Source organism: Planococcus halotolerans (assembly GCF_003289955.1).
Classification (GTDB): domain Bacteria; phylum Bacillota; class Bacilli; order Bacillales_A; family Planococcaceae; genus Planococcus; species Planococcus halotolerans.
This window is the reverse complement of sequence record NZ_QLZR01000009.1, coordinates 1-23,660: the sequence shown is the minus strand read 5'-3', so window position 1 is coordinate 23,660 and position 23,660 is coordinate 1. Positions and strand designations below refer to the sequence as shown.

Annotated in this window: 25 protein-coding genes, 1 rRNA gene and 2 other annotated features; all 26 genes read right to left on the bottom strand. The window is 44.7% G+C overall.

Annotation, left to right across the window (positions count from 1 at the left end; genetic code table 11):
* Window positions 1-48: 48 nt before the first annotated feature.
* The 26 genes from rpoB to rrf all read right to left on the bottom strand — a co-directional run bounded on the left by rpoB (window position 49) and on the right by rrf (window position 23,503).
* Window positions 49-3,603, bottom strand: coding sequence for a DNA-directed RNA polymerase subunit beta (gene rpoB / locus DP120_RS16535; RefSeq protein WP_112224746.1), 3,555 nt, complete (start codon window positions 3,601-3,603; stop codon window positions 49-51).
* A gap of 217 nt (window positions 3,604-3,820) precedes the next feature.
* On the bottom strand, window positions 3,821-4,423 hold the full coding sequence (locus DP120_RS16530) for a class I SAM-dependent methyltransferase (RefSeq protein WP_112224745.1): 603 nt from the start codon (window positions 4,421-4,423) through the stop codon (window positions 3,821-3,823).
* A 121-nt stretch (window positions 4,424-4,544) separates the two neighbouring features.
* On the bottom strand, window positions 4,545-4,907 hold the full coding sequence (rplL, locus tag DP120_RS16525; RefSeq protein WP_112224744.1) for a 50S ribosomal protein L7/L12: 363 nt from the start codon (window positions 4,905-4,907) through the stop codon (window positions 4,545-4,547).
* 54 nt (window positions 4,908-4,961) lie between these two features.
* A complete protein-coding gene (gene rplJ / locus DP120_RS16520) occupies window positions 4,962-5,468 on the bottom strand; it encodes a 50S ribosomal protein L10 (protein ID WP_112224743.1) in 507 nt (168 codons plus the stop codon).
* A 33-nt stretch (window positions 5,469-5,501) separates the two neighbouring features.
* Window positions 5,502-5,647: a sequence feature (ribosomal protein L10 leader region), on the bottom strand.
* A gap of 42 nt (window positions 5,648-5,689) precedes the next feature.
* Window positions 5,690-6,388 (bottom strand): 50S ribosomal protein L1, encoded by a 699-nt coding sequence (gene rplA / locus DP120_RS16515; RefSeq protein ID WP_112224742.1) that lies wholly within the window; start codon window positions 6,386-6,388, stop codon window positions 5,690-5,692.
* Between the two features lie 106 nt (window positions 6,389-6,494).
* The gene (rplK, locus tag DP120_RS16510) at window positions 6,495-6,920 is read right to left on the bottom strand and encodes a 50S ribosomal protein L11 (RefSeq protein ID WP_052654209.1); all 426 of its coding nucleotides are present in this window, start codon (window positions 6,918-6,920) and stop codon (window positions 6,495-6,497) included.
* A 164-nt stretch (window positions 6,921-7,084) separates the two neighbouring features.
* Window positions 7,085-7,618: a transcription termination/antitermination protein NusG gene (nusG, locus tag DP120_RS16505; RefSeq protein WP_084242201.1), complete on the bottom strand. Its 534-nt coding sequence runs from the start codon at window positions 7,616-7,618 to the stop codon at window positions 7,085-7,087.
* A gap of 108 nt (window positions 7,619-7,726) precedes the next feature.
* Window positions 7,727-7,912: a preprotein translocase subunit SecE gene (gene secE, locus DP120_RS16500; RefSeq protein WP_033542814.1), complete on the bottom strand. Its 186-nt coding sequence runs from the start codon at window positions 7,910-7,912 to the stop codon at window positions 7,727-7,729.
* A 58-nt stretch (window positions 7,913-7,970) separates the two neighbouring features.
* Complete coding sequence (rpmG, locus tag DP120_RS16495; protein ID WP_081986982.1) at window positions 7,971-8,117, bottom strand: 50S ribosomal protein L33; 147 nt, start codon at window positions 8,115-8,117, stop codon at window positions 7,971-7,973.
* A gap of 70 nt (window positions 8,118-8,187) precedes the next feature.
* On the bottom strand, window positions 8,188-8,838 hold the full coding sequence (sigH, locus tag DP120_RS16490) for an RNA polymerase sporulation sigma factor SigH (RefSeq protein WP_112224741.1): 651 nt from the start codon (window positions 8,836-8,838) through the stop codon (window positions 8,188-8,190).
* A gap of 70 nt (window positions 8,839-8,908) precedes the next feature.
* Window positions 8,909-9,418: an NYN domain-containing protein gene (locus DP120_RS16485; protein WP_112224740.1), complete on the bottom strand. Its 510-nt coding sequence runs from the start codon at window positions 9,416-9,418 to the stop codon at window positions 8,909-8,911.
* A 5-nt stretch (window positions 9,419-9,423) separates the two neighbouring features.
* Complete coding sequence (gene rlmB, locus DP120_RS16480) at window positions 9,424-10,176, bottom strand: 23S rRNA (guanosine(2251)-2'-O)-methyltransferase RlmB (RefSeq protein WP_112224739.1); 753 nt, start codon at window positions 10,174-10,176, stop codon at window positions 9,424-9,426.
* Window positions 10,173-10,592, bottom strand: coding sequence for a Mini-ribonuclease 3 (locus tag DP120_RS16475; protein ID WP_276310409.1), 420 nt, complete (start codon window positions 10,590-10,592; stop codon window positions 10,173-10,175). Before DP120_RS16475 ends, rlmB begins: the two co-directional genes overlap by 4 nt.
* Window positions 10,593-10,596: 4 nt before the next feature.
* Complete coding sequence (cysS, locus tag DP120_RS16470) at window positions 10,597-11,997, bottom strand: cysteine--tRNA ligase (RefSeq protein ID WP_112224737.1); 1,401 nt, start codon at window positions 11,995-11,997, stop codon at window positions 10,597-10,599.
* Window positions 11,994-12,656: a serine O-acetyltransferase gene (gene cysE / locus DP120_RS16465; protein WP_112224736.1), complete on the bottom strand. Its 663-nt coding sequence runs from the start codon at window positions 12,654-12,656 to the stop codon at window positions 11,994-11,996. The genes cysS and cysE overlap by 4 nt, the downstream gene beginning before the upstream one ends.
* A gap of 51 nt (window positions 12,657-12,707) precedes the next feature.
* Window positions 12,708-12,923, bottom strand: a binding site (T-box leader).
* 42 nt (window positions 12,924-12,965) lie between these two features.
* Window positions 12,966-14,429, bottom strand: coding sequence for a glutamate--tRNA ligase (gltX, locus tag DP120_RS16460; RefSeq protein WP_112224735.1), 1,464 nt, complete (start codon window positions 14,427-14,429; stop codon window positions 12,966-12,968).
* A gap of 58 nt (window positions 14,430-14,487) precedes the next feature.
* Window positions 14,488-14,970: a 2-C-methyl-D-erythritol 2,4-cyclodiphosphate synthase gene (gene ispF / locus DP120_RS16455; protein WP_084242209.1), complete on the bottom strand. Its 483-nt coding sequence runs from the start codon at window positions 14,968-14,970 to the stop codon at window positions 14,488-14,490.
* Entirely contained in the window at window positions 14,967-15,662 is a 696-nt protein-coding gene (ispD, locus tag DP120_RS16450; protein ID WP_112224734.1) for a 2-C-methyl-D-erythritol 4-phosphate cytidylyltransferase, read from the bottom strand. The genes ispF and ispD overlap by 4 nt, the downstream gene beginning before the upstream one ends.
* A gap of 21 nt (window positions 15,663-15,683) precedes the next feature.
* Window positions 15,684-16,781 (bottom strand): PIN/TRAM domain-containing protein, encoded by a 1,098-nt coding sequence (locus DP120_RS16445; RefSeq protein ID WP_112224733.1) that lies wholly within the window; start codon window positions 16,779-16,781, stop codon window positions 15,684-15,686.
* 93 nt (window positions 16,782-16,874) lie between these two features.
* Window positions 16,875-18,251, bottom strand: coding sequence for a DNA repair protein RadA (gene radA, locus DP120_RS16440; protein WP_112224732.1), 1,377 nt, complete (start codon window positions 18,249-18,251; stop codon window positions 16,875-16,877).
* A gap of 67 nt (window positions 18,252-18,318) precedes the next feature.
* On the bottom strand, window positions 18,319-20,757 hold the full coding sequence (locus tag DP120_RS16435) for an ATP-dependent Clp protease ATP-binding subunit (protein ID WP_112224731.1): 2,439 nt from the start codon (window positions 20,755-20,757) through the stop codon (window positions 18,319-18,321).
* The gene (locus tag DP120_RS16430; protein WP_112224730.1) at window positions 20,754-21,854 is read right to left on the bottom strand and encodes a protein-arginine kinase McsB; all 1,101 of its coding nucleotides are present in this window, start codon (window positions 21,852-21,854) and stop codon (window positions 20,754-20,756) included. The genes DP120_RS16435 and DP120_RS16430 overlap by 4 nt, the downstream gene beginning before the upstream one ends.
* Entirely contained in the window at window positions 21,844-22,377 is a 534-nt protein-coding gene (locus DP120_RS16425) for a UvrB/UvrC motif-containing protein (RefSeq protein WP_112224729.1), read from the bottom strand. Before DP120_RS16425 ends, DP120_RS16430 begins: the two co-directional genes overlap by 11 nt.
* A 14-nt stretch (window positions 22,378-22,391) precedes the next feature.
* Complete coding sequence (locus tag DP120_RS16420) at window positions 22,392-22,859, bottom strand: CtsR family transcriptional regulator (protein WP_112224728.1); 468 nt, start codon at window positions 22,857-22,859, stop codon at window positions 22,392-22,394.
* Window positions 22,860-23,003: 144 nt separating this feature from the next.
* A complete protein-coding gene (locus tag DP120_RS16415; RefSeq protein WP_112224727.1) occupies window positions 23,004-23,249 on the bottom strand; it encodes a hypothetical protein in 246 nt (81 codons plus the stop codon).
* A gap of 138 nt (window positions 23,250-23,387) precedes the next feature.
* Window positions 23,388-23,503, bottom strand: a 5S ribosomal RNA gene (gene rrf, locus DP120_RS16410).
* Window positions 23,504-23,660: the final 157 nt, after the last annotated feature.

Genomic DNA, 23,660 nt, shown 5'->3' with positions numbered 1-23,660 from the left:
AGTGAATGGAAACTGGGCAGTTTGTGACTGCCCCTTTCCAATTAATTATCAATCAACTGTTCCAATCGGTGTTTCCTGATCTGCAATCGGCAGGATATTAAGTGAATCCGCTGGCTGAAGATCTTCTTCTTCATCCAAATCGCGCAATTCGATTTCCTCATCGTCGATTGTCAGCATTTTAACATCCATACCAAGACTTTGAAGTTCTTTTATCAAAACTTTGAATGATTCCGGCACGCTAGGCTCCGGAACACTTTCACCTTTAACAATTGCTTCATACGTTTTCACACGTCCGACTACATCATCCGACTTGACCGTCAGGATTTCCTGCAGTGTATGAGCGGCACCGTATGCTTCAAGTGCCCAAACTTCCATCTCACCGAAACGCTGCCCGCCGAATTGTGCTTTACCACCAAGCGGCTGCTGGGTAACGAGTGAATACGGTCCAGTAGAACGGGCGTGAAGTTTATCGTCAACCATGTGCGCCAGTTTGATCATGTACATGATTCCGACAGATACACGGTTATCGAAAGCTTCACCGGAACGGCCATCATAAAGGATGGTTTTTCCGTCACGCGGCATACCCGATTCTTCCATCGTTTCCAGAACATCTTCTTCATTCGCTCCATCAAATACAGATGAAGCCATATGAATTCCAAGTGAACGGGAAGCCATTCCCAAATGCAGTTCCAGAACTTGCCCGATATTCATACGGGAAGGAACGCCAAGCGGGTTTAACATGATATCGACAGGAGTCCCGTCCGGCATGAACGGCATATCTTCTTCCGGAAGAATCCGGGAGATAACACCTTTGTTACCGTGACGGCCGGCCATTTTATCACCGACAGAAATTTTACGTTTCTGTACGATGTAAGCACGAACCAATTGGTTAACGCCTGGCGGCAATTCATCGCCGTCTTCGCGGTTAAAGATCTTAACATCCAGTACAATACCGCCGGCGCCATGCGGCACCCGTAGTGATGTATCACGGACTTCACGTGCTTTTTCACCGAAAATGGCATGAAGCAAGCGCTCTTCCGCAGTCAATTCAGTTACACCTTTAGGTGTTACTTTACCGACAAGGATATCGCCATCTTTTACTTCTGCCCCTACCCGGATAATTCCGCGGTCATCAAGATTGCGAAGTGCATCTTCACCGACGTTTGGAATATCACGTGTAATTTCTTCCGGTCCTAATTTCGTATCTCGGGAATCTGATTCATATTCTTCAATATGAACAGAAGTATAAACATCATCTTTAACAAGGCGCTCACTCATGATGATCGCATCCTCGTAGTTAAAGCCGTCCCATGTCATAAATGCGACAAGGACGTTACGGCCCAATGCCATTTCCCCGCGTTCCATAGAAGGTCCATCAGCCAGGATATCACGTTTTGAAACGCGGTCTCCGACTTTGACGATCGGACGCTGGTTATAGCTTGTACCTTGGTTTGAACGGATAAATTTCTGCAAACGATAAGTGTCTACATCACCTTTGACTTCATTGCCGTCAACTTCTTCGATACGGCGCACGCGGATTTCTTTCGCTTCCACGTACTCGACGATTCCATCATTTTTGGAAATGACTGCTGCACCTGAATCTCTGGCTGCAAGGTGCTCCATCCCGGTACCTACGAAAGGCGCTTCCGGGTTTAACAACGGAACAGCCTGACGCTGCATGTTCGCACCCATAAGGGCACGGTTGGAGTCATCGTTTTCAAGGAACGGGATACAAGCTGTCGCTACTGAAACGACCTGTTTCGGCGAAACATCCATGTAATCGACGCTGTTGCGTTTATAAAGCGTGTTTTCACCGCGGAAACGGGCCACTACTTCTTCTTCAACAAATGAACCATCCGGATTCAAGACTGAATTCGCCTGAGCCACTACGTAATTATCTTCTTCATCAGCTGTCAGATAATCGATTTGACCTGTCACAAGACCTGTTTCAGGATCAACGCGGCGATAAGGTGTTTCAATAAATCCGAATTTATTCACTTTCGCGAATGTAGAAAGTGTATTGATCAAACCGATGTTCGGTCCCTCAGGAGTTTCAATCGGACACATGCGGCCATAATGCGAGTAATGAACGTCACGCACTTCAAAACCGGCACGTTCACGTGTTAAACCACCAGGCCCAAGCGCTGACAGACGGCGTTTGTGCGTCAATTCAGCAAGTGGATTCGTTTGGTCCATAAACTGTGATAATTGAGAACTGCCGAAGAACTCTTTGATTGATGCAATAACCGGACGGATATTGATCAATTGCTGAGGCACAATCGCCTGTGTGTCGTTGATGGACATACGCTCACGCACAACGCGTTCCATACGGGACAAACCGATGCGGAACTGGTTTTGCAAAAGCTCTCCAACTGAACGGAGACGGCGGTTACCAAGGTGATCGATATCATCTGTGTTTCCAACTCCGTATAAAAGGTTAAAGAAGTAACTGATGGAAGAAATGATATCTGCAGGAGTTACATGCTTAATCTTATCTTCTATATAAGCATTGCTTATCACAGTGATTTCTTTTTGCTCTTCATCATTCGGAGCGAAAATTTTAACAGCCTGCAATGTCACGTCGCCTTCTAAAACTCCACCTACTTGAGTGACAGTGTGGAAGCCCACACCACTTTCAAGATTCGGCATGATTTTATCAAGGACGCGGCGATCGATAACTGTACCGGCTTCCACCAGAATCTCACCTGTTTCAGGATCAACTAATGTTTCAGCAATAGTTTGATTGAAAAGGCGGTTTTTGATATGAAGCTTCTTATTCATTTTATAACGGCCTACATTGGCCAGATCATAGCGTTTTGGGTCAAAGAAGCGTGAATACAATAAGCTCTTTGCACTTTCGACTGTCGGCGGCTCACCCGGGCGCAGACGCTCGTAAATTTCCAGAAGCGCTTTTTCAGTGCTTTCTGTATTATCTTTTTCAAGCGTGTTGCGCAAGTATTCGTTATCACCTAACAAATCGATGATTTCCTGATCGGAACCGAATCCAAGGGCTCTCAAAAGGACGGTGACAGGAAGTTTGCGTGTGCGGTCGATTCTGACATACACAACATCTTTTGCATCTGTTTCATATTCAAGCCAAGCTCCGCGGTTAGGAATGACAGTTGCGCCAAATCCTTTTTTACCGTTTTTGTCTGTCTTGTCATGGAAATAAACACTTGGTGAACGTACAAGCTGGGAAACGATGACGCGTTCAGCGCCGTTGATTACGAAAGTGCCGGTTTCTGTCATCAATGGGAAATCTCCCATGAAAACGTCCTGCTCTTTCACTTCATCCGTTTCTTTGTTGTGCAGACGCACTTTAACGCGCAGTGGAGCTGCGTAAGTAACATCCCGTTCTTTTGACTCGTCTACTGGATACTTCGGTTCTGCAAGACTGTAATCAACAAACTCGAGCGACAGATTTCCTGTGAAATCCTCAATCGGCGAAATATCGCGGAACATTTCGCGCAGCCCTTCTTCAAGGAACCACTCATAAGATGATGATTGGATTTCAATCAGGTTCGGAAGATCCAGCACTTCACTGATTCTCGAAAAACTTCTGCGTTGACGATGTTGACCGTACTGAACTAGTTGACCTACCAACTTATTCACCCCTCAATAAAACGATTATAGGTCTTTGCGATTTCTACGAAATGGTGTATGATATCGAAAAGACAAAAAGAAAACGAGACCAATAAATCAGCTCATTTTCGGTTAACACGTGACTGGTACTGTCGCCATGCTCTGCCCGAAAAAGGGCAAACGACCTCAAAATAATAAATTTTGCATTTCATTATAATATCATAGGGATTTTGTCAAGTCAAACTTTTCTGGCCTCAAAAATGAAGTATCCCTTCTTCTTTTCCGCCACACGGCAATTGCCAAAAAGCTCTTCCAGTTTTTCCTGCGTCGAAGGAGCTCCCTGCTTTTTCTGGATTACAACCCACAGCGATCCGCCAGGCGCAATCTTCTTGCATGCTTCCTCGTAAAATCTGAAAACTGTTTCCTTTCCTGCACGTATCGGCGGATTGGTCAAAATTGCAGAAAACCCTTCCTCTTCAACAGCAGAAAGTCCATCACTCTCATAGACTTCAACATTTTCCACATTATTTTTCATCGAATTTTTTTTGGCAAGTTCAATGGCGCGTGTATTCACATCCACCATATGAACTTTTTTCCGGGGAAATGATTTTGCGATGGCAATTCCGATTGGCCCATAACCGCAGCCGACATCCAATACCGGACCTTCTACAGCAGAATCTTCAAAAGCTTCAATCAACACTCGGGAACCGAAGTCCACTTCATTCTTGCTGAAAACACCTGCATCCGTCTGGAAATGGAATTTTTCGCCTCGCAATGTAAAATCCCATTCTTGGGGTTTGCTTGTTGTTTGAGGATTTTTGGAATAATAATGTTGTGACATAAGAAGCCCTCCTTACATTAATCAACCAGCGGCGACGATATTAATTTTAAAATGAAGAAAAAGCTCGTCGGTATACACTGACGAGCTTTTTCTATATTGCTATTTAGGTTCAGAAATTAAATTATTTAACTTCTACTCCAGCGCCAACTTCTTCAAGTTTGCCTTTGATTTCTTCTGCATCTTCTTTAGAAACGCCTTCTTTAAGAGCTTTAGGAGCTTCGTCAACTAGTGCTTTAGCTTCTTTCAAGCCAAGGCCAGTTACTTCGCGTACTGCTTTGATAACTTTGATTTTTTGGTCTCCAGCAGAAGTAAGGATTACATCAAATTCAGTTTGCTCTTCAGCAGCAGCAGCGCCGCCGCCAGCTGCAGCAGCTACAGGAGCAGCAGCAGTTACGCCGAATTCGTCTTCGATTGCTTTTACTAGGTCGTTAAGTTGTAGAACTGTCATTTCTTTGATTGCGTCTAAGATTTGTTCTTGTGTCATTATTAGTTCCTCCTATGATAGGTAATTTTTTTGTATTGCTAGGCAACTAAGAGATTAAGCGCCTTGTTCTTGTTCTTCTTTTTGGTCTGCAACTGCTTTTGTTGTAGCAGCAAAGTTGCGGACTGGAGCTTGAAGTACGCTAAGTAGCATAGACAATAGACCATCGCGTGATGGAAGTTCTGCCAATGCTTTGATATCTTCCGCAGAAGATACAGCACCTTCGATAACGCCTGCTTTAATTTCAAGCGCTTCGTTCTTTTTCGCGAAATCGTTGATGATTCTCGCTGGCGCTACAACATCTTCGTTAGAGAATGCGATAGCGTTAGGACCTGTAAAGTGTTCGTTGATCGCTTCAAGACCATGCATTTCAGTAGCACGGCGAGTCATTGAGTTTTTGTAAACTTTAAACTCAACGCCTGCTTCACGAAGCTGTTTACGAAGTTCTGTTAATTGTGCAACGTTCAATCCGCGGTAATCAACAACTACTACAGAAGCTGCAGAGCCGAATTTATCAGCGATTGTTTGCACGACAACTTTTTTCGTTTCAACTGCTTTTGTCATTTTGGCACCTCCCATAGATTTTCCATTCATACCGTTTCCATAAGAAAAGCCTCTGGTCCATTACAGACACAGAGGCATAAAGTCAGCATCAAAAGATGTTTACTGAATTCATTGTCCTCGGCAGGGATAATTTAAGCGACTTGCGCCCCTGCTGTCTGCGGTACAAACGTATATTTCACAACTCCGCTATTATAGCCGAGATATTGTGTGATGTCAATAAATTATTTAACGACAACTTTCGTTGGGTCAACTTTTACAGCAGGTCCCATTGTAGTAGTAACGTTAAGTGATTTAATGTAAGTCCCTTTAGCAGTTGCCGGTTTAGCTTTGACAACTACATCGTAGATCGCTTCCAAGTTTTCAGCAAGTTTGCTGTCATCGAAAGAAACTTTTCCGATTGGCGCGTGGATGATACCTGTTTTGTCTGCACGGTATTCCACTTTACCAGCTTTGATTTCCTGAACAGCTTTAGCTACATCAAATGTAACAGTTCCTGTTTTCGGGTTCGGCATCAAGCCTTTTGGTCCTAATACGCGACCGATTTTACCAACTTCACCCATCATGTCAGGTGTTGCTACGATCACGTCGAAGTCAAACCATCCTTGTTGGATTTTTTGGATATAGTCAGCATCGCCTACGTAATCCGCTCCAGCTGCTTCTGCTTCTTTAATCTTATCGCCTTTAGCGAATACCAATACGCTTTGAGTTTTACCAGTACCGTTTGGAAGCACTACTGCTCCACGGATTTGCTGGTCGTTCTTACGCGTATCGATTCCAAGACGGAAAGCTACTTCTACTGTTGCATCGAAGTTGACTGTGCTTGCTTTTTTCGCAAGTTCAATCGCTTCTTTTGCATCATAAAGGTTAGTACGGTCGATTAATTTTGCTGCTTCGCGCAGCTTTTTGCCTGTTTTAGCCATTTTAAATGTCCTCCTTGTTGTGGTCGAGCGGTCTTGAACCTCCCACGATTAAAGGCTGCGCAGCCCTTTACGAACTTGCGCAACCCGTCCAAAAACAACTTCTAGATTAGTCTTCGATAGTAATGCCCATGCTGCGAGCAGTACCTTCAACCATCAACATTGCAGCTTCAACTGAAGCGGCATTTAGATCTGGCATTTTAGTTTCTGCGATTTCGCGAACTTGATCGCGTTTAACAGTCGCTACTTTGTTGCGGTTCGGTTCGCCTGAACCTGATTCAATACCAGCCGCTTTTTTCAAAAGAACAGCAGCGGGTGGAGTTTTCGTAATGAATGTAAATGAACGGTCTTCAAATACCGAAATCTCAACTGGAATGATCAGTCCTGCTTGTTCAGCAGTACGTGCGTTGAACTCTTTACAGAAGCCCATGATGTTAACACCTGCTTGACCTAGTGCAGGTCCAACCGGTGGAGCTGGGTTTGCTTTTGCTGCAGGAATCTGCAATTTTACAACTTTAATCACTTTTTTAGCCACGAAACACACCTCCTTAAGTCCGTGATGTGGTAATAGGGTTTCCCCTCCCACTCAATATCTGTCTGTCAACTATGTTGATAGAATTAGCTAAATTGTACAGATTGTCCTATGACAGTCTGACCTATGAAATAATACCACTTCCGCTCCGGAATAGCAAGCGGCTTTTATATTTTTTGAACTTGCTCGAAATCAAGCTCCATTTTCGTCTCACGGCCGAAGATATCAATGGAAACTTTTACTTTGCCTTTTGTCTCATCGATTTCTTCTACTTTGCCCTGGAAGTTCGCGAATGGCCCTTCCATGACTTCGACAATATCAGCAACCGCAAAGTTGATGTCCACACGGCGTTCTGTCATGCCCATCTGCTTCAGGATGAAATCAACTTCTTCATCAAGCAGCGGCGTAGGCTTGGCTCCGCCTCCTGAAGAACCGATAAATCCGGTTACTCCAGGCGTATTGCGGACAACATACCAGGATTCGTCTGTCATGATCAATTCGACCAGAACATAACCCGGGAAAGTCTTGCGCATTACTGTGCGTTTTTTGCCGTCTTTAAAATCAGTTTCCTGTTCTTCGGGAATAATGACGCGAAAAATCTTATCCTGCATGCCCATTGTTTCGACACGCTTTTCCAAATTGGCTTTGACTTTATTTTCATAACCGGAATATGTGTGAACTACGTACCAATTCTTTTCCATAATCGCACGGACTGAACGTCCATCCCTCCTTTTTTCCAAATGAAAAAACCCGTTCTCGTAGAATGACGGGCTATTTTTTATGCATTATTCTAGTTGCGCGCTTATCTGTTACAGCGCTAAGAACCAACGGAATAATTCCGAGATGCCTGTATCGATCAATGCGAAGAAAAGTGCCATGAAGATACACGTGGAAAGAACGACGATTGTATAGCGTGTCAGTTCCTTGCGTTTAGGCCAACTTACTTTTCTCATTTCCGAAACGACGTTTTTAAAGAAATCGCCAATGTTACCCATTGTTCAAAAACCTCCGAAGTTTAAAAATCACTCTATATCGTTCGGCATTCACTTAAATTCATAACGTTTGTTTATGCACGGTATGCCCATTGCAATGAGCACAGAATTTATTAAGTTCCAAACGTGTGCTAGATTCCGCTTTCGCAGGAACCGTATAATTGCGGGATGCACATTTCGAGCAGCTTAAAACGATTTTTTTAGCCATTTTCCTCACCCTATTCGAGTTTGCAGCTTTTTCAAGGTTATCACCTTAAAACTTCCATGTCAACAGCACATCAGGAGGTGCGGGTTTCATCTATTTGCAGATGCCGCTCCAACTTCCGCTTGACCCGCTGAAGCGCGTTGTCGATTGATTTGACGTGGCGCTCCAATTTTTCTGATATTTCCTGATAGGTCTGGCCGTCCAGATACAACGCCAGCACTTCGCGCTCCAGTTCACTGAGCACTTCACCCATTTTTTCTTCCATATACATGAATTCTTCATTATTGATCATCAGCTGCTGCGGATCGTCCACACCATTGTCGGTCAGGACATCCATCAGCGTACGGTCAGATTCTTCATCATAAATGGGCTTGTCCAGAGACACATAGGAATTCAACGGAATATGTTTCTGGCGCGTGGCAGTCTTGATGGCGGTGATGATTTGCCGGATGATGCACAATTCAGCGAACGCCCTGAAAGAAGACAGTTTATCGCTGCGGAAATCACGGATGGCTTTATACAGGCCAATCATGCCTTCCTGGATAATGTCTTCTTTGTCAGCACCGATCAGAAAATAAGAACGGGCTTTCATCCGTACGAAATGCCGAAATTTATTGATCAGAAAATCCAATGCTTCGGTATTTCCGTCGTGGACCAAACTGACAAGTTCCTCATCTGTCATTTCCATAAATCGCCGGGCTTGAACTTGTTCCTGATTTCCCACGGTTATCCCTCCGGTCGCGCGAACCTCGATATCATCAGTATACAGGAACTAAAAATTGAGCGTCAACCTATCATTTCATCCCACGGCGCCATTTTTCAAATATTTCTGCAATTTCAGTCGGCAAGGCAATCTTGGAAATTGCCTGCTGTCGTTGTATTTCCTTCACCTTCTCCGAAATCCTTTTTTGGATTTCTGCCACTTCAATTTCCAACTCCCTGGCGGAGATCCGAAGGGCGCCTTTGGCGAAGATCACCCATTGCTCGGTGGAATCCGAAGTTGCCACGTAAACCTGGTCGCGCCGATTATTCAGGCTGACCGCCAGTTTCTCTATTCGTTCATCTGCGGTCTCGCTCTCTTTTGTGAAAATGACTTCAACGTCCGAAGTCAGATTTCGCGCTTCTATCCCCGGCACCAGATGCGCATCGAATACAATTATGACTCGCCATCCTTTATAACCGCGGTACTCCGCCATCCTGTCAATCAGCCGATCTCTGGCGGAAGCCAGCTTATCTTTCTTTAATTCCCTTAGTTCCACCCAGTCTCCAATGATGTTATAGCCATCAACCAGCAGAATATTCATATCGCTTAACCTATCGGGTTGCGCTTCCGGTAGACTTCGTACATGAGCAGGCTCGCTGCCACGGAAGCATTCAGGGAAGTAACATGGCCGACCATCGGCAGCTGGTATAGGAAATCGCATTTCTCGCGCAGGATCCGGCTCATCCCTTTTCCTTCACTGCCGATAATGACCGCCAGCGGCAATGAAGCATCCATCTTCCGGTAATCCACCGATTCTTTTGCGTCAGTTCCGGCAATCCAGACGTTGCGCTTTTTCAACTCATCCACAATCTGCGAAAGATTATTAACTCTCACTACCGGAATATGTTCGATGGCACCGGTGGAAGCCTTGGCCACGACAGCCGTCAAACCGACTGCCCGGCGTTTAGGAATAATCAAACCATGTGCGCCTACTGCATCCGCCGTCCGCATGATTGATCCCAGATTATGCGGATCTTCCAACTCATCAAGTATCAGAAAGAACGGATCTTCCGAACGGGATTCCGCCACCTTAAATAAATCATCCAGTTCCGCGTAATTATAGGCAGCAACCGCCGCCGCTATTCCCTGATGGTTCGAATCCGTCAAACCGTCGATTTTTTTCTTAGGCACAAACTGGACGATAACTTTCTTTTCCTTCGCCAATTGCAGAAGTTCAGCAATCCCTTTTTTCTGGACGCCTTCAGCAATCCAGATTTTATTGATATCCCGGTCCGCCCGCAATGCTTCAAGCACCGGGTTTTTACCGCCAATGATTTCCGGTTCCAATTCCTCCGTCATTTGATCACTCCTCTCAGCTCTTCTATTATATTGATGGCATACGTAATGATTTCGGTTACCCGCTCTATATTGCCTTTTAGATAATTCCACCCCAGCACAGCTTCAAAAGCCGTACTGAAATTATAGGTCTGGACGTCGGTGTTTCTCGGTACTGAACCGGACTTGGCATTGCGGCCGCGGCGCATGACTGCCAGTTCCTGTTCTGACAAGAACTCTTCTTCCGTCAAGCGCTTCAGCACAATCGCCTGCGCTTTTGCAGAAACGAAAGTTGTCGACATCCGGTGCAACGTATTCGGTTTCACCCGACCTGAGCGCAGCAAATGCTCGCGTACAGCTTGCTCGTAGACCGCGTCTCCCATATAGGCAAGCGCAAGGGCATTCAATTGATCGACATCCTGATTGCGTAATCCTTCCAAGCCCTTACCCCCTCTTCCAACGTGTGCCTTGGGCCGTATCTTCCAGGATGATATTCTTTTCCTTGAATAAATCACGGATTTCATCGGCACGAGCAAAGTCACGGTTTTTACGTGCTTCGATTCGTTCCAAGAGTAAAGCCTCGACTTCTGCATCCAGTAATTCTTCCTCCTGTTTGAATGGCAACCCGAGTACATCCGCTAATTCATCAAATACTGACAGGAACGTTTCCATCACTTCGGAAGAAGTCTGTTTTTCCAATAGATACGTGTTTGCCAGACGGGACAGATCAAACAGCTTCGAAATGCCGTGCGCCGTGTTGAAATCATCATCCATCGTTTCAATGAATTCTTTTTTGATTTCTTCGATTTTTGCCAGCCAGATATCAGAATGGTCTCCGAGTTCAGCGGATACACTTAAGCGATGCTTCAGATTGGAATAAGAAGTCCGCAGACGTTCCAGTCCAGCCACTGCATCTTCTACCAATTGCTGCGAGTAATTGATCGGATGGCGGTAATGCACCGACAACATGAAGAAACGAAGTACCTGTGGATCCATTTCTTTCAGGATGTCATTCACCAACACGAAGTTATTCAATGACTTCGACATTTTTTCATTGTCAATATTGATATAACCATTATGCATCCAATAACGGGCAAACGGTTTGCCTGTGTAAGCTTCCGACTGCGCAATCTCATTTTCGTGGTGCGGGAATGTCAGATCCTGGCCGCCTGCGTGGATATCGATTGTATCCCCCAGATGTTCGCGCGCCATCACCGAGCACTCGATGTGCCAGCCCGGACGCCCTTCGCCCCATGGGCTGTCCCAGGAAATTTCATTCGGCTTCGCCGCTTTCCATAGCACAAAGTCCAACTCATCTTCTTTTTTGTCGCCGGTTTCGATGCGCGCCCCGACTTTCAATTCATCAACCGATTGATGCGACAATTTGCCATAGCCTTCGAATTTGCGGGTCCGATAATAAACATCCCCCTGTGACTCATAAGCAAAGCCCTTCTCAATCAGCGCTTCGATAAATTCAATGATCTGCTCCATATGCTCGGTAACACGCGGATGCGCGTCAGCCTTTGCACAGCCAAGTGCTTCCGTATTATCGAAATAGGCTTTGATAAACCGTTCAGCGATTTCCGGTACGGTCTCTCCGAGTTCATTGGCTGCCTTGATCAATTTATCATCGACATCCGTGAAGTTCGAGATATAGTGAACATTATATCCCCGGTACTCGAGGTAACGGCGAACCGTATCGTAAACGATGACGGGACGGGCATTGCCGATATGGATGTAATTATAGACAGTCGGACCACATACATACATTTTGACTTTGCCCTCTTCGAGCGGAACAAAAGGTTCTTTTGTTCGTGACAGTGAATTAAAAATCTGGATTGTCATTCGGCATTCCCTTCTTTCTTTCTGGCTTGTTTTAATAATTCCACTTCGCGACGGAGTTCGGCGATTTTCATTTCCATTGAGTTGCAGACATCTGCAACCGGGTCGGGCAAATCCTGGTGGTTGAAATCTTTCTTGATCCGCACCCCATCCTGGATGACCACTTTCCCCGGTATACCAACCACCGTCGAATTCGGCGGTACATTTCTCAAAACGACAGAACCGGCTCCGACTTTCGAACCCTCACCTATCGTTATAGATCCTAGAACTTTGGCGCCCGTAGCCACCAGAACGTTATCTTCGAGTGTCGGGTGACGTTTTCCACTCTCTTTTCCTGTCCCGCCGAGGGTCACTCCTTGGAAAAGCGTGACATTATCGCCGATGATACACGTTTCCCCGATGACGACGCCCATCCCGTGGTCAATAAAGAACCGGCGGCCGATCACCGCTCCCGGATGGATCTCGATACCCGTAAAAAAGCGACTGATCTGCGAAATGACACGTGCCAGGAAGAATAATTTATTCTTAAAGAAGAAATGCGCCAGCCGGTGTGCCCATATGGCATGCAAACCGGAATACGTGAGGATCACTTCTAGAAAGCTTCTGGCAGCCGGATCCTGCTCGAAAACCACATCCACATCTTCTTTCAACGCTTTGAACATCTCTTTCAACTCCTTTTACTGCAAAATAAAAAGCGCCCCTGTCAATAAATTGACAGAGACGCATGCTTGCGCGGTTCCACTCTGATTAAAAAGGGATCACCCTTTTTCTCTCGGCACCTTTAACGCAGGTGAAACGTCTGGTCTACTCGATTCGACTCAGCACTCGGAGAGGCATTTCCATGTGGCAGCGGCCCGGATCACTTTCAGCCGGCGGTGATCTTCTCTAGAGAGCATGCTACATGTACTTCTTCTCGTCAACGATTTTCTGATAGTAAATTCATTTTACACTTTTGTTGCCATAAGTCAATCTTATGCGCTTGCGTACTGGGCTACCCGAGCGATTGTCTTATCTTTACCAAGCAATGCAATCGCATCCGGCAATTCCGGACCATGCGTCTGCCCGGTCGTTACAACACGGATTGGCATGAAGAGGTTTTTCCCTTTATGTCCTGTCGCTTTCTGCACCGCTTTGATCGCTGCTTTAATTTCAGCAGGTTCAAATGCTTCCAGTGATTCCAGCTGTTCTTTGAAAGAAGCCATAACTTCCGGCACCTGTTCTCCAGCCAGCACTTCTTTCTCTTCTTCTCCGTAATGAAGTTCATCCGAGAAGAATTGTTCAGACAGCTCCGTGATTTCCGCTCCGAAACTCAATTGATCGTGGTACAGAGCAACAAGGCGCTGTGCCCAGTCCTGCTGTTCCGCATCCATGGTTTCCGGCAATTTGCCCGCTTTCTGCAAATGCGGCACTGCAAGCTTAACCACTTCTTCAAGCGGCATCTGTTTGATGTATTGGTTGTTCATCCACGTCAATTTTTGCTTATCGAACATTGAAGGTGATTTCGACAACCGGTTGGCATCAAAGATTTTGATCAACTCTTCTTTCGAGAAGATCTCTTCTTCTCCTTCAGGCGACCAGCCAAGCAACGCGAAGAAATTAAAGAGCGCTTCAGGAATATAACCCAACTCTCTGTATTGAGAGATGAATTGAATAATCGACTCATCACGCTTCGACAGTTTCTTGCGGTCTTCATTGATGATCAATGTCATGTGGCCGTAAGTCGGATGCTCCCAGCCAAATGCATCATAAATCATCTGCTGCCGCGGCGTGTTCGATAAATGCTCTTCTCCGCGGAATACATGCGTAATCTTCATCAAATGGTCATCGATGACAACAGCGAAATTATACGTAGGGATGCCATTTGTCTTCACCATCACCCAATCGCCGACATCTTTTGATTCGAATGAAATCGGTCCACGCACCAAGTCGTCAAACTTATACGTAACGTCAGCCGGCACTTTCGCGCGGATCGTATAGGATTTCCCTGCACCTTCTCGCTCTTTTACATCTTCAGCAGTCAAGTTGCGACATGTTCCGCTGTATTGTGGTGCAGCAATGCCTGCCGCTTTTTGCGACTCGCGCTCTGCTTCCAGCTCTTCCGCAGTACAGAAACATTTGAAAGCCAAGCCTTTTTCAAGCATCTCATCCGCATAGCCTTTGTAGATATCCAAGCGTTCCATTTGGCGGTAGGGACCGTAATCGCCTCCTACATCAACTGACTCATCATGCTCGATACCCAGCCATTTCAAATTATCCAGCTGCGATTCGATTCCCGTTTCGATATTGCGGGCCGTATCCGTATCTTCGATGCGGACGATGAATTTCCCATCATGATGGCGTGCATATAAATAATTGAAAAGCGCTGTCCGGGCTCCGCCGATATGTAAGTGTCCAGTCGGACTCGGAGCATAGCGTACGCGTACTGCTTGTGTCATTAGATTTCCTCCTAAGAAACTTTTATCTTTTGCTATTCTATCACTCTAAGGAAAGCGTTTAAAGCTTCCGTTCCACCAATAGGATCACAGCAAGCGCCGCAATTCCTTCTTCGCGCCCCAAATATCCGAGCTTTTCATTCGTCGTCGCCTTGACATTGACCTGCGAAACATCTGCTTCCAATAAACCGGCGATCGATTCTCTCAACTGCTCAATATAAGGCGCCAGTTTCGGCTTTTGCGCAATCACAGTGCAATCCACGTTGCCAAGTTCATACCCCTGCTCTTTCACATATTGCCAGATATGCGTCATAAGTTTACGGGAATCGGCATCCTTGAATTCGGGGTCCGTATCAGGAAAATGCTTGCCGATATCGCCACCGCCAATCGCTCCAAGTGCCGCATCCGTAATCGTATGCAGTAAAACATCCGCGTCCGAATGGCCGAGAAGGCCCTTGTGATGAGGAATTTCAATCCCCCCTAAAATCAACGGTCTGCCTTCAACCAATTGATGCACGTCATATCCTTGCCCAATCCGAATCATTGCTGTTCCTCCTGTCTGCGGCTTTCCAAGATAGCCTTGCCGTAAATCAAATCATCCGGCGTCGTCATTTTCACATTTTCATAATTGCTTTCAACAATCTTTACCGGATGGCCAAGCCTTTCCACAAGCATGGCTTCATCCGTCCCAAGAAATCCTGCTTCATAAGCTGCTGCCGCCGCTTCTTTTATCAATGAATACCGAAACGCTTGCGGCGTCTGGATTATCCATAGTTTTCCCCGCTCAACCGTTTCCGTAATAAAACCGGATTCCGCTTTTTTGATTGTATCCTTTACCCGAACGCCTGCAATTGCAGCACCAGAAGCCGCCGCTTCCTTTGCAAGATGCAAGATTACTTCGGCATCGATAAATGGACGCGCCGCATCATGCACGAGCAGCACGTCACATGCGGGAATCATCTTAAGGCAGGCCCGGACGCTATCCTGCCTCTCAGCACCGCCCACAGCAAAGCCTGCCACTTTCGTAATCCCGTATTCTTTCACAAAATCTTCCATCAGTGACCGTTCTTCCTCTTTTACCGCAAGCCAAATCCCCTCGCAGTTCGGATCCCGCTGAAAAACTTCAAGTGTATAGATGAATATCGGTTTATCGAATAACTCCAACAGCAATTTATTCTTATCCGCTTTCATCCGCTTGCCGCTCCCTGCGGCAGGCAAGACAACTGTATATTTCATGAGCTTACATCCTTTTATCCATCATTTAGCACCGCGCGGTTTAGCAAAAATCATACGTCCCGCAGAAGTTTGCAGCACACTTGTAACTGTTACATCGATTGCATTGCCGATGTATTTCTTGCCGTCTTCGATAACAATCATTGTACCGTCATCCAAATAAGCGACACCCTGATTCTGTTCTTTACCGTCTTTAATCACGACTACATGCATATCTTCACCCGGTATAACCACGGGTTTTACAGCATTGGCCAAGTCATTGATATTCAAGACAGGCACATTATGCAGTTCACAGACTTTATTCAGATTAAAATCATTTGTGACGACCTGCCCGCCCATTTTCTTGGCTGCACGCATCAATTTCAAATCCACTTCTGCCACTTCATCAAAACTTTCTTCTGTAATCATGATGGCACCTTCGCGTTCACTTTGCAGCCGCTTTAAGATGTCGAGCCCTCGGCGTCCTCTTGTACGCTTTAATGTATCTGATGAATCCGCAATATGCTGCAGTTCGGATAACACGAATTGCGGAACGACAAATGTTCCTTCCATGAAACCTGTAGCTGAAATATCCGCAATCCGCCCATCAATAATGACGCTTGTGTCCAATAACTTGTAATTTGTTTTATTCACTGGCAACGCTGTTAATTCCTGATCCTCATCGTTTTTCTTAGCAGTCAACGCCATTTTCGATGGCGTCAGCATGCTCAACATCTCGTCCCGCTTCTGGAATCCAACCTGGAATCCGAGATAACCAAGAACCACCGACAGGATAATCGGAGCGGCAGTCGCGACAAGCGGAATATCAATCGTACTTAAAGCAAAACCGATGAGAAATGCAACGATCAATCCGATAATCAGTCCCACTGTTCCAAACAGCAAATCCGGTGTAGGGGCACGAAGAAGCTTTTCTTCCATCCACTTCATGAATCGCACCAATGAATCGGCAAACAATAATGATAATAAGAAAAATAGAATAGCTCCTACAAGAGCAGAAACAATTGCGTTATTGATCCAAGGGTTGTCGACGATAGGTATGAGTTCAAAAACATAAGGTAAGAATATAACTCCGACAGTTGCACCGATCAATAAAAATAAAACCTGGATAATTCTTTTTAACATATTTCCACCTCCTTCATTCCAATTATACACATATCATTTATAAAACGCTGTTTAGACCTTGTACTGACAAAAAAATATAGGAGGCATGGCCTCCTATTGTGGAAAAATCTCTTTTAATGCATCATTTACTGTTTCTACTCCAACTACGCGGATACCTTCCGGGAAATCCCAGCCGCCAATATTGGATTTCGGAACAATTGCCCGTTTAAAACCAAGTTTAGCCGCTTCCTGGACTCTTTGTTCAATCCGGGAAACGCGCCGCACTTCGCCCGTCAATCCGACTTCACCAATAATACAATCAAAACCGTTCGGTGCAACGTCACGGTAACTGGATACTATACTTGCCAGCACAGCCAAATCGATGGCCGGCTCATCCAATTTAACGCCGCCCGCCACTTTGATATAAGCGTCCTGTGCCTGAAGCAGCATACCCATACGCTTTTCCAATACCGCCATCAATAGCGAAACCCTATTCTGATCCAGACCTGTCGCCATCCGTTTCGGATAATTAAAACTCGATGGTGTAACAAGTGCCTGAATTTCAACCAGAATCGGCCGTGTCCCTTCCATTGAAGCCACTACTGTCGAACCGGCCGCTCCGCTTGATCGTTCTTGGAGAAATAATTCGGACGGATTCAAAACTTCTTTTAACCCGCTTTGCAGCATTTCAAAAATCGCTATTTCATTCGTTGAACCAAAGCGGTTTTTGACACTGCGCAAAATCCGGTACGTATGATGGCGCTCCCCTTCAAAGTAAAGAACCGTGTCCACCATGTGTTCAAGAATTCTCGGTCCGGCTATCTGCCCTTCCTTCGTTACATGTCCCACAAGGAAAATGGCAATATTCTTCGTTTTGGCAATGCGCATCAATTCCGCTGTACTTTCACGGACTTGCGTAACACTGCCGGGAGCCGACGTAACTTCAGGATGATGAACCGTCTGAATCGAATCGACGATAACAAAATCCGGATTTACTTCTTCGATTGTATGGTTGATCAACTCGAGGTTAGTTTCAGCGTAAATATACAGATTGGAAGAAGATGCGTCGAGACGCTCTGCCCGCAGTTTAGTCTGACGGATGGATTCCTCACCGGAAATGTAGAGAACTTTACTGCCGCTATTAGCCAGCATCGCCGACACTTGCAGCAATAACGTCGATTTCCCGATACCTGGGTCTCCACCGATCAGTACGAGTGAGCCGGGTACAATTCCCCCACCGAGTACACGGTTCAGCTCACTGAGCTCAGTCGTAACGCGAGGTTCTTCTTTTGTTTCAATCGAATTGATGGGCGTCGCTTTCTGAGGTGCTGAAGCTGTATGCTGAAAAGTACTTCTCGTCCCTTTAGGAACAGCCATTTCAACTTCCTCGGTCATTTGGTTCCATACACCGCAATTCGGGCATTTCCCCATCCACTTTGCCGATTCATATCCACACGATTGGCATACGAATTTTGTTTTCTTCTTAGCCATGTGCTCCTCCTTCTAATGAAAAACCGCTCGCCGGAAAACTTCTCCGGCGAGCGGAATATCTTATTGCTTATTTCTTAACAGGTTCTTTTGTCCGAACCACAAATTCATCATTCTCCACATCAAAGATGATGCGTTGACCTGCTAATGCTGTGCCTTTCAGAAGTTCTTCAGACAAGCGGTCTTCAACATGTTTTTGCAGTGACCGACGAAGAGGACGAGCCCCGTACTCCGGATCGTATCCTTCTTTGGCAATTTTATCGAGAGCAACCTCTGTCAACTCCAGATTAATATCCTGCTCCTGCAAGCGATCAGCCAATTGTTTTGTCATTAATGTCACGATCTCACGCAAGTTCTCTTTTTCGAGAGAGTGGAATACGATCATGTCATCAATCCGGTTAAGGAACTCCGGACGGAATGCTTTTTTCAATTCTGCAAGCATTTTTGATTTCATATCTTTGTAATCCGTTTTGGCATCTTCTAAATTGAAACCAACATATTTATTGTATTTCAATTCTTCAGCCCCGACGTTCGAAGTCATAATGATGACTGTATTGCGGAAATCGACCCGACGGCCTTTCGAATCTGTTAAACGCCCATCTTCAAGTACTTGCAACAGTATATTGAATACATCTGGGTGGGCTTTTTCAATTTCATCTAAAAGCACGACGGAATACGGTTTTCTGCGCACTTTTTCAGTCAGCTGTCCGCCTTCGTCATAACCGACATAACCTGGAGGTGAACCGACCAGACGAGAAGTTGAATGTCTTTCCATATATTCGGACATATCAATGCGGATCATTGCATCTTCATCGCCGAACATCGATTCAGCCAAAGCACGTGCCAATTCCGTTTTACCTACCCCAGTTGGTCCAAGGAAGATAAATGAGCCAATTGGGCGTTTCGGATCTTTCAACCCTGCACGCGCACGTCTGATCGCTTTTGAAATGGAAGTGACTGCTTCATTTTGACCAATAACACGTCCATGAAGAATTTCTTCCAGATTCAATAATTTATCAGATTCAGTCTGAGCCAGTTTCGACACCGGAATGCCTGTCCACATAGAAACAACTTTCGCAATGTCTTCAACAGTCACTTCAGACTCTTCCTTGCCCTGCTTTTCTTTCCATTCTTTCTTGGTCTTCTCCAATTGATCTTTCAATTTCTGTTCTGCATCGCGTAGAGAAGCCGCTTTTTCAAATTCCTGGCTTTGTACCGCTTCATTTTTCTCGGAACGAGCAGCTTCAAGCTTCGCTTCCATCTCTTTAAGATCTGGTGGAGTCGTATATGAACGAAGTCTTACTTTCGAACCCGCCTCATCAATTAAATCAATAGCTTTGTCCGGCAGGAAACGGTCTGAAATGTAACGATCAGACATCTTAGCTGCTGCATCAATTGCCTCATCCGTAATTTTCACACGGTGATGAGCTTCATAACGATCACGCAGGCCTTTGATGATTTGAATGGACTCTTCCACAGTAGGCTCATCTACTTGAATTGGTTGGAAGCGTCGTTCAAGAGCTGCATCTTTTTCAATGTATTTACGGTACTCATCCAAAGTTGTAGCACCAATACATTGCAGTTCCCCTCTTGCTAATGCTGGCTTAAGGATATTCGAAGCATCAATCGCACCTTCTGCTCCGCCTGCACCGATCAACGTATGAAGTTCATCAATAAACAAGATAACATTGCCTGCTTGGCGAATCTCATCCATTACTTTTTTCAGACGATCTTCAAACTCACCACGATATTTTGTTCCAGCGACAACTGTACCCATATCAAGAACCATTACGCGTTTGTCACGTAAAGTTTCCGGGATTTCATTGTTCACAATTTGTTGGGCCAACCCTTCTGCGATGGCCGTTTTACCGACACCTGGCTCCCCGATCAGCACTGGGTTGTTCTTCGTACGGCGGCTCAATACTTCGATCACTCGCGTAATCTCGTCGCTTCTTCCGATTACTGGATCCAAGCTACCTTCGCGTGCAACTTGCGTCAAGTCACGGGCTAAACCGTCCAATGTCGGTGTATTGGCTGACGCGTTCGGGCTGCTTCCTGTAGAAGCCTGCTCATTGCTGCCAAGTAATTGCAACACCTGTTGGCGAGCTTTATTCAAGCTTACTCCTGCATTTCCAAGAACACGGGCAGCTACACCTTCGCCTTCACGAATAAGCGCCAACAGCAAATGCTCTGTACCTATATAAGAGTGGCCCAGTTTTCTGGATTCATCAACTGATAATTCGATAACTTTTTTCGCTCTTGGAGTATAATGCACAATCGGTCCGACGTCTTTTTCGCCAATGCCGACAAGTTCCGTAACCCCTTCTTCGATCAACTGCGTATTAACTTCTATCGCTTCCAAAGCTTTGGCAGCAATACCGCCGCCTTCACGAATTAAACCAAGTAAAATATGCTCTGTTCCAATAGATTCATGCTTCATCCGAATTGCTTCTTCTTGAGCTAGTTGAAGAACTTTCTGTGCTCTTTGTGTAAATCTGTTGAACATCATACAGAATCCTCTCCTTCTTTATCTCCGTTAATTTTGTATTCTTCTTTCAAACGTTCCCGGAAAAGTTTAGCCCGGGCGATATCACGTTCATTGGGTGACAATGGTTTCTCTGAATAATGCTGTAAAAAAGCGGGCTGCATAAAAACCATCAATTCATTCAGGATAGACATATCAATATTTTCTATTAACTCTAAATCTATTCCCAGACGAACATCTGAAAGGCATTTAGCCGCCTCTTCAGTGGTTAGTAGTCTTGAATAAGTCAGGATACCGAGTGATCGATAAATACGATCTTCAAGTTTAAGCGGTGAATTGCTTAGAATTGCTTGTCTCGCCCGTCGTTCCTGCTCAATAATTTGCTCAGTCATATTCTGCAAATCCTGAAGAATTTCATATTCGGATTTACCAAGCGTCAATTGATTGGAAATCTGATAAACATTTCCTAAAGCTTCGCTTCCTTCTCCATAGATACCCCTCACAACCATTCCTAAGCGTGAAATAGCAGGAATAATGCGAGTGATTTGCTGAGACATTGTTAAAGCTGGAAGATGTAGCATTACTGAAGCTCTCATGCCTGTTCCCGTATTTGTTGGGCAACTGGTCAAATATCCGAACTTCTCATGAAAAGCATATTGCAGATTTTCCTCTAACAAGGAATCTAACTGATTAGCGATTTGATAAGCTTCTTGCAAGTGAAATCCTGATTGTAAACTCTGTATTCGCAAATGATCCTCTTCATTTATCATGATGCTTAGTTCTTCGTTTTTAGAAAGCAGTACAGAACCGGAATGTACTCCTGCCGCTAAATGGGGACTGATTAAATGCTTTTCCACCAACAACTCCCTGTGCAACGAAGAAACCTCATGGATATCGATATGGGTAAATTCCTGATTCAAGTCTTTCCCCTTATCTAACAAAACAGAAGAAATTGCCTTATCGACTTTTAAAGCTTCATCTTCTGTAAAAGCATACGGAAATTTAAATTCATTAAGATTTCTTGCTAACCTTATTCTAGTGCTCATGGCTATATCGGTATTTTCTCCTTCATTAGCCATCCAACTGCTCGCTTTAGGTTCCAGAAAACGATCAATCGCCATGGTTAGCACTCCCTTCGAGCTCTTTGGTCAACTCTCTAACTTGATCACGCAAGCGTGCTGCTTCTTCAAATTCTTCTTCTTCTATAGAAACTTTTAATTGCTTTCTTAACTCTTCTATTTCTTTTTTTATTTTTAATGTGCTGCCATAAGAGGCTGGGATTTTCCCACTATGTTCTTTGTTCCCATTATGCAGGCGTTTGAAAATTTCCTCCAAGTTCGATTCAAACGTTTCATAACAAGTCGCACAACCGAATTTACCTAATTTCAAAAAATTATTAAATGTAAATCCACAGGAAGGACATACCGAAACTTCTTTTTGCACAGGATTAACCGATGGAGATTGTACTGGAAACCAATTTGAAAGTAATTGGTGAATAGCCAGTGGATCTTGTTCAAAAGCTAAGTTTAAGTTGTGGTTCTCCGCTGCGCAAACATGACATAAATGCCTTTCCGTAAGTTGTCCATTTCTCTTTTGTTTTACCAAGACAGATGCTGGACGTTCCCCGCATTGATTGCATATCATCGTACCACTCCTTACTAATTTGACTGGAACTGAACTGTAAATAACATAGCTATTAAAATGCGTGCTCTGATTTCATCCCTTAAAGGCAGACCCAACAGGAGTGTTGATCGATCGATAGCACTCAAAATCATCTTTGCTTCCCGCTTTGTTATAATCTCTTCATCTAATAGGCGAAAAACAATATCTTCAGCCATACTTTGAGTAGCACCATTCTCTAAATGTTTAATGACACCAGCTATTAAGTCGGATTTTTGGTGAAGGCGTATACGTTTTATTCGAATATAGCCACCGCCACCTCTTTTACTCTCAACCATGTAACCTCTCTCTGGAGTAAATCTTGTATTAATAACATAATTTATCTGGGAAGGGACACATTGAAACTTTTCAGCCACTTCGCTTCTTTTAATTTCAATATATTCTCTCTCGCTTAATTCGATAACTTGCTTCAAATACCCTTCAATTACATCAGAAATGTTCCGCATCGCATTCACCCCTTTATTCCATCTACTAAAGTTGACTTTGACTATATTTGACTTAATTATAACGCATGGTTTTTATAGATTTCAAATATGAAGTACTGAATATAAAATAAAAAATCCCGGAATATATTATTCCGGGTCTATCAGTTAATCCTCTTCAAGAATTCTTTTTTTAAAGTCTTTTAAATGACTTTTTGCTGACTTAGTCTCTTCTTCAAGATATTTAGTTCTCCACTTAATTCCTTCGAGCCAAATCTCTACAACATCTCCTGCAGTTACTTCATGAGTAAATTCACTCATCGGAAAAGTATATTGTTCACTTTCTTCATCCAATGATTTTAATAATACTGTTTTTTTATCTGTTACTTCTACTTTGTATATGCCTGATTTCATTCTTACCACCTCATTTTTAATTTTCCCACTCTAGTGGTTTTTAATCTTCTATAAATATAAATTTTCAAACAAAGTTCTTTCTATATCCAAATAAAAAAAGGCCGCTACCGCTTGCGCGGTAACGACCTTTTTCTGAATGCCCAGCGGCGTCCTACTCTCACAGGGGGAGACCCCCAACTACCATCGGCGCAAAAGAGCTTAACTGCCGTGTTCGGGATGGGAACGGGTGTGGCCTCTTTGCCATCGTCACTGGACTATGTTTGAGTGCTTGCGCCCTCAAAACTGGATACAACGGACATTGAAACGGTTGAATGCAAAGTGAATCATGAAAGTAATTGGTTAAGTCCTCGATCGATTAGTATTCGTCAGCTGCACGTGTCGCCACGCTTCCACCTCGAACCTATCTACCTC

What these genes read in the sequence shown, in the direction of transcription:
- rlmB (WP_112224739.1), bottom strand. Translation starts at nt 10,176, where the DNA reads ATGACGGAGGAATTGGAACCGGAAATCATTGGCGGTAAAAACCCGGTG.
- secE (WP_033542814.1), bottom strand. Translation starts at nt 7,912, where the DNA reads ATGGGTAACATTGGCGATTTCTTTAAAAACGTCGTTTCGGAAATGAGA.
- DP120_RS16530 (WP_112224745.1), bottom strand. Translation starts at nt 4,423, where the DNA reads ATGTCACAACATTATTATTCCAAAAATCCTCAAACAACAAGCAAACCC.
- DP120_RS16415 (WP_112224727.1), bottom strand. Translation starts at nt 23,249, where the DNA reads ATGAAATCAGGCATATACAAAGTAGAAGTAACAGATAAAAAAACAGTA.
- radA (WP_112224732.1), bottom strand. Translation starts at nt 18,251, where the DNA reads ATGGCTAAGAAGAAAACAAAATTCGTATGCCAATCGTGTGGATATGAA.
- DP120_RS16435 (WP_112224731.1), bottom strand. Translation starts at nt 20,757, where the DNA reads ATGATGTTCAACAGATTTACACAAAGAGCACAGAAAGTTCTTCAACTA.
- rplA (WP_112224742.1), bottom strand. Translation starts at nt 6,388, where the DNA reads ATGGCTAAAACAGGCAAAAAGCTGCGCGAAGCAGCAAAATTAATCGAC.
- nusG (WP_084242201.1), bottom strand. Translation starts at nt 7,618, where the DNA reads ATGGAAAAGAATTGGTACGTAGTTCACACATATTCCGGTTATGAAAAT.
- ispF (WP_084242209.1), bottom strand. Translation starts at nt 14,970, where the DNA reads ATGATTCGGATTGGGCAAGGATATGACGTGCATCAATTGGTTGAAGGC.
- rplL (WP_112224744.1), bottom strand. Translation starts at nt 4,907, where the DNA reads ATGACACAAGAACAAATCTTAGACGCAATCAAAGAAATGACAGTTCTA.
- DP120_RS16445 (WP_112224733.1), bottom strand. Translation starts at nt 16,781, where the DNA reads ATGTTAAAAAGAATTATCCAGGTTTTATTTTTATTGATCGGTGCAACT.
- gltX (WP_112224735.1), bottom strand. Translation starts at nt 14,429, where the DNA reads ATGACACAAGCAGTACGCGTACGCTATGCTCCGAGTCCGACTGGACAC.
- DP120_RS16485 (WP_112224740.1), bottom strand. Translation starts at nt 9,418, where the DNA reads ATGAATATTCTGCTGGTTGATGGCTATAACATCATTGGAGACTGGGTG.
- rplJ (WP_112224743.1), bottom strand. Translation starts at nt 5,468, where the DNA reads ATGACAAAAGCAGTTGAAACGAAAAAAGTTGTCGTGCAAACAATCGCT.
- DP120_RS16430 (WP_112224730.1), bottom strand. Translation starts at nt 21,854, where the DNA reads ATGGCGATTGATCGTTTTCTGGAACCTAAAGCGAGCAGTTGGATGGCT.
- cysS (WP_112224737.1), bottom strand. Translation starts at nt 11,997, where the DNA reads ATGACAATCCAGATTTTTAATTCACTGTCACGAACAAAAGAACCTTTT.
- cysE (WP_112224736.1), bottom strand. Translation starts at nt 12,656, where the DNA reads ATGTTCAAAGCGTTGAAAGAAGATGTGGATGTGGTTTTCGAGCAGGAT.
- DP120_RS16420 (WP_112224728.1), bottom strand. Translation starts at nt 22,859, where the DNA reads ATGCGGAACATTTCTGATGTAATTGAAGGGTATTTGAAGCAAGTTATC.
- ispD (WP_112224734.1), bottom strand. Translation starts at nt 15,662, where the DNA reads ATGAAATATACAGTTGTCTTGCCTGCCGCAGGGAGCGGCAAGCGGATG.
- DP120_RS16425 (WP_112224729.1), bottom strand. Translation starts at nt 22,377, where the DNA reads ATGATATGCAATCAATGCGGGGAACGTCCAGCATCTGTCTTGGTAAAA.
- rpmG (WP_081986982.1), bottom strand. Translation starts at nt 8,117, where the DNA reads ATGGCTAAAAAAATCGTTTTAAGCTGCTCGAAATGTGCATCCCGCAAT.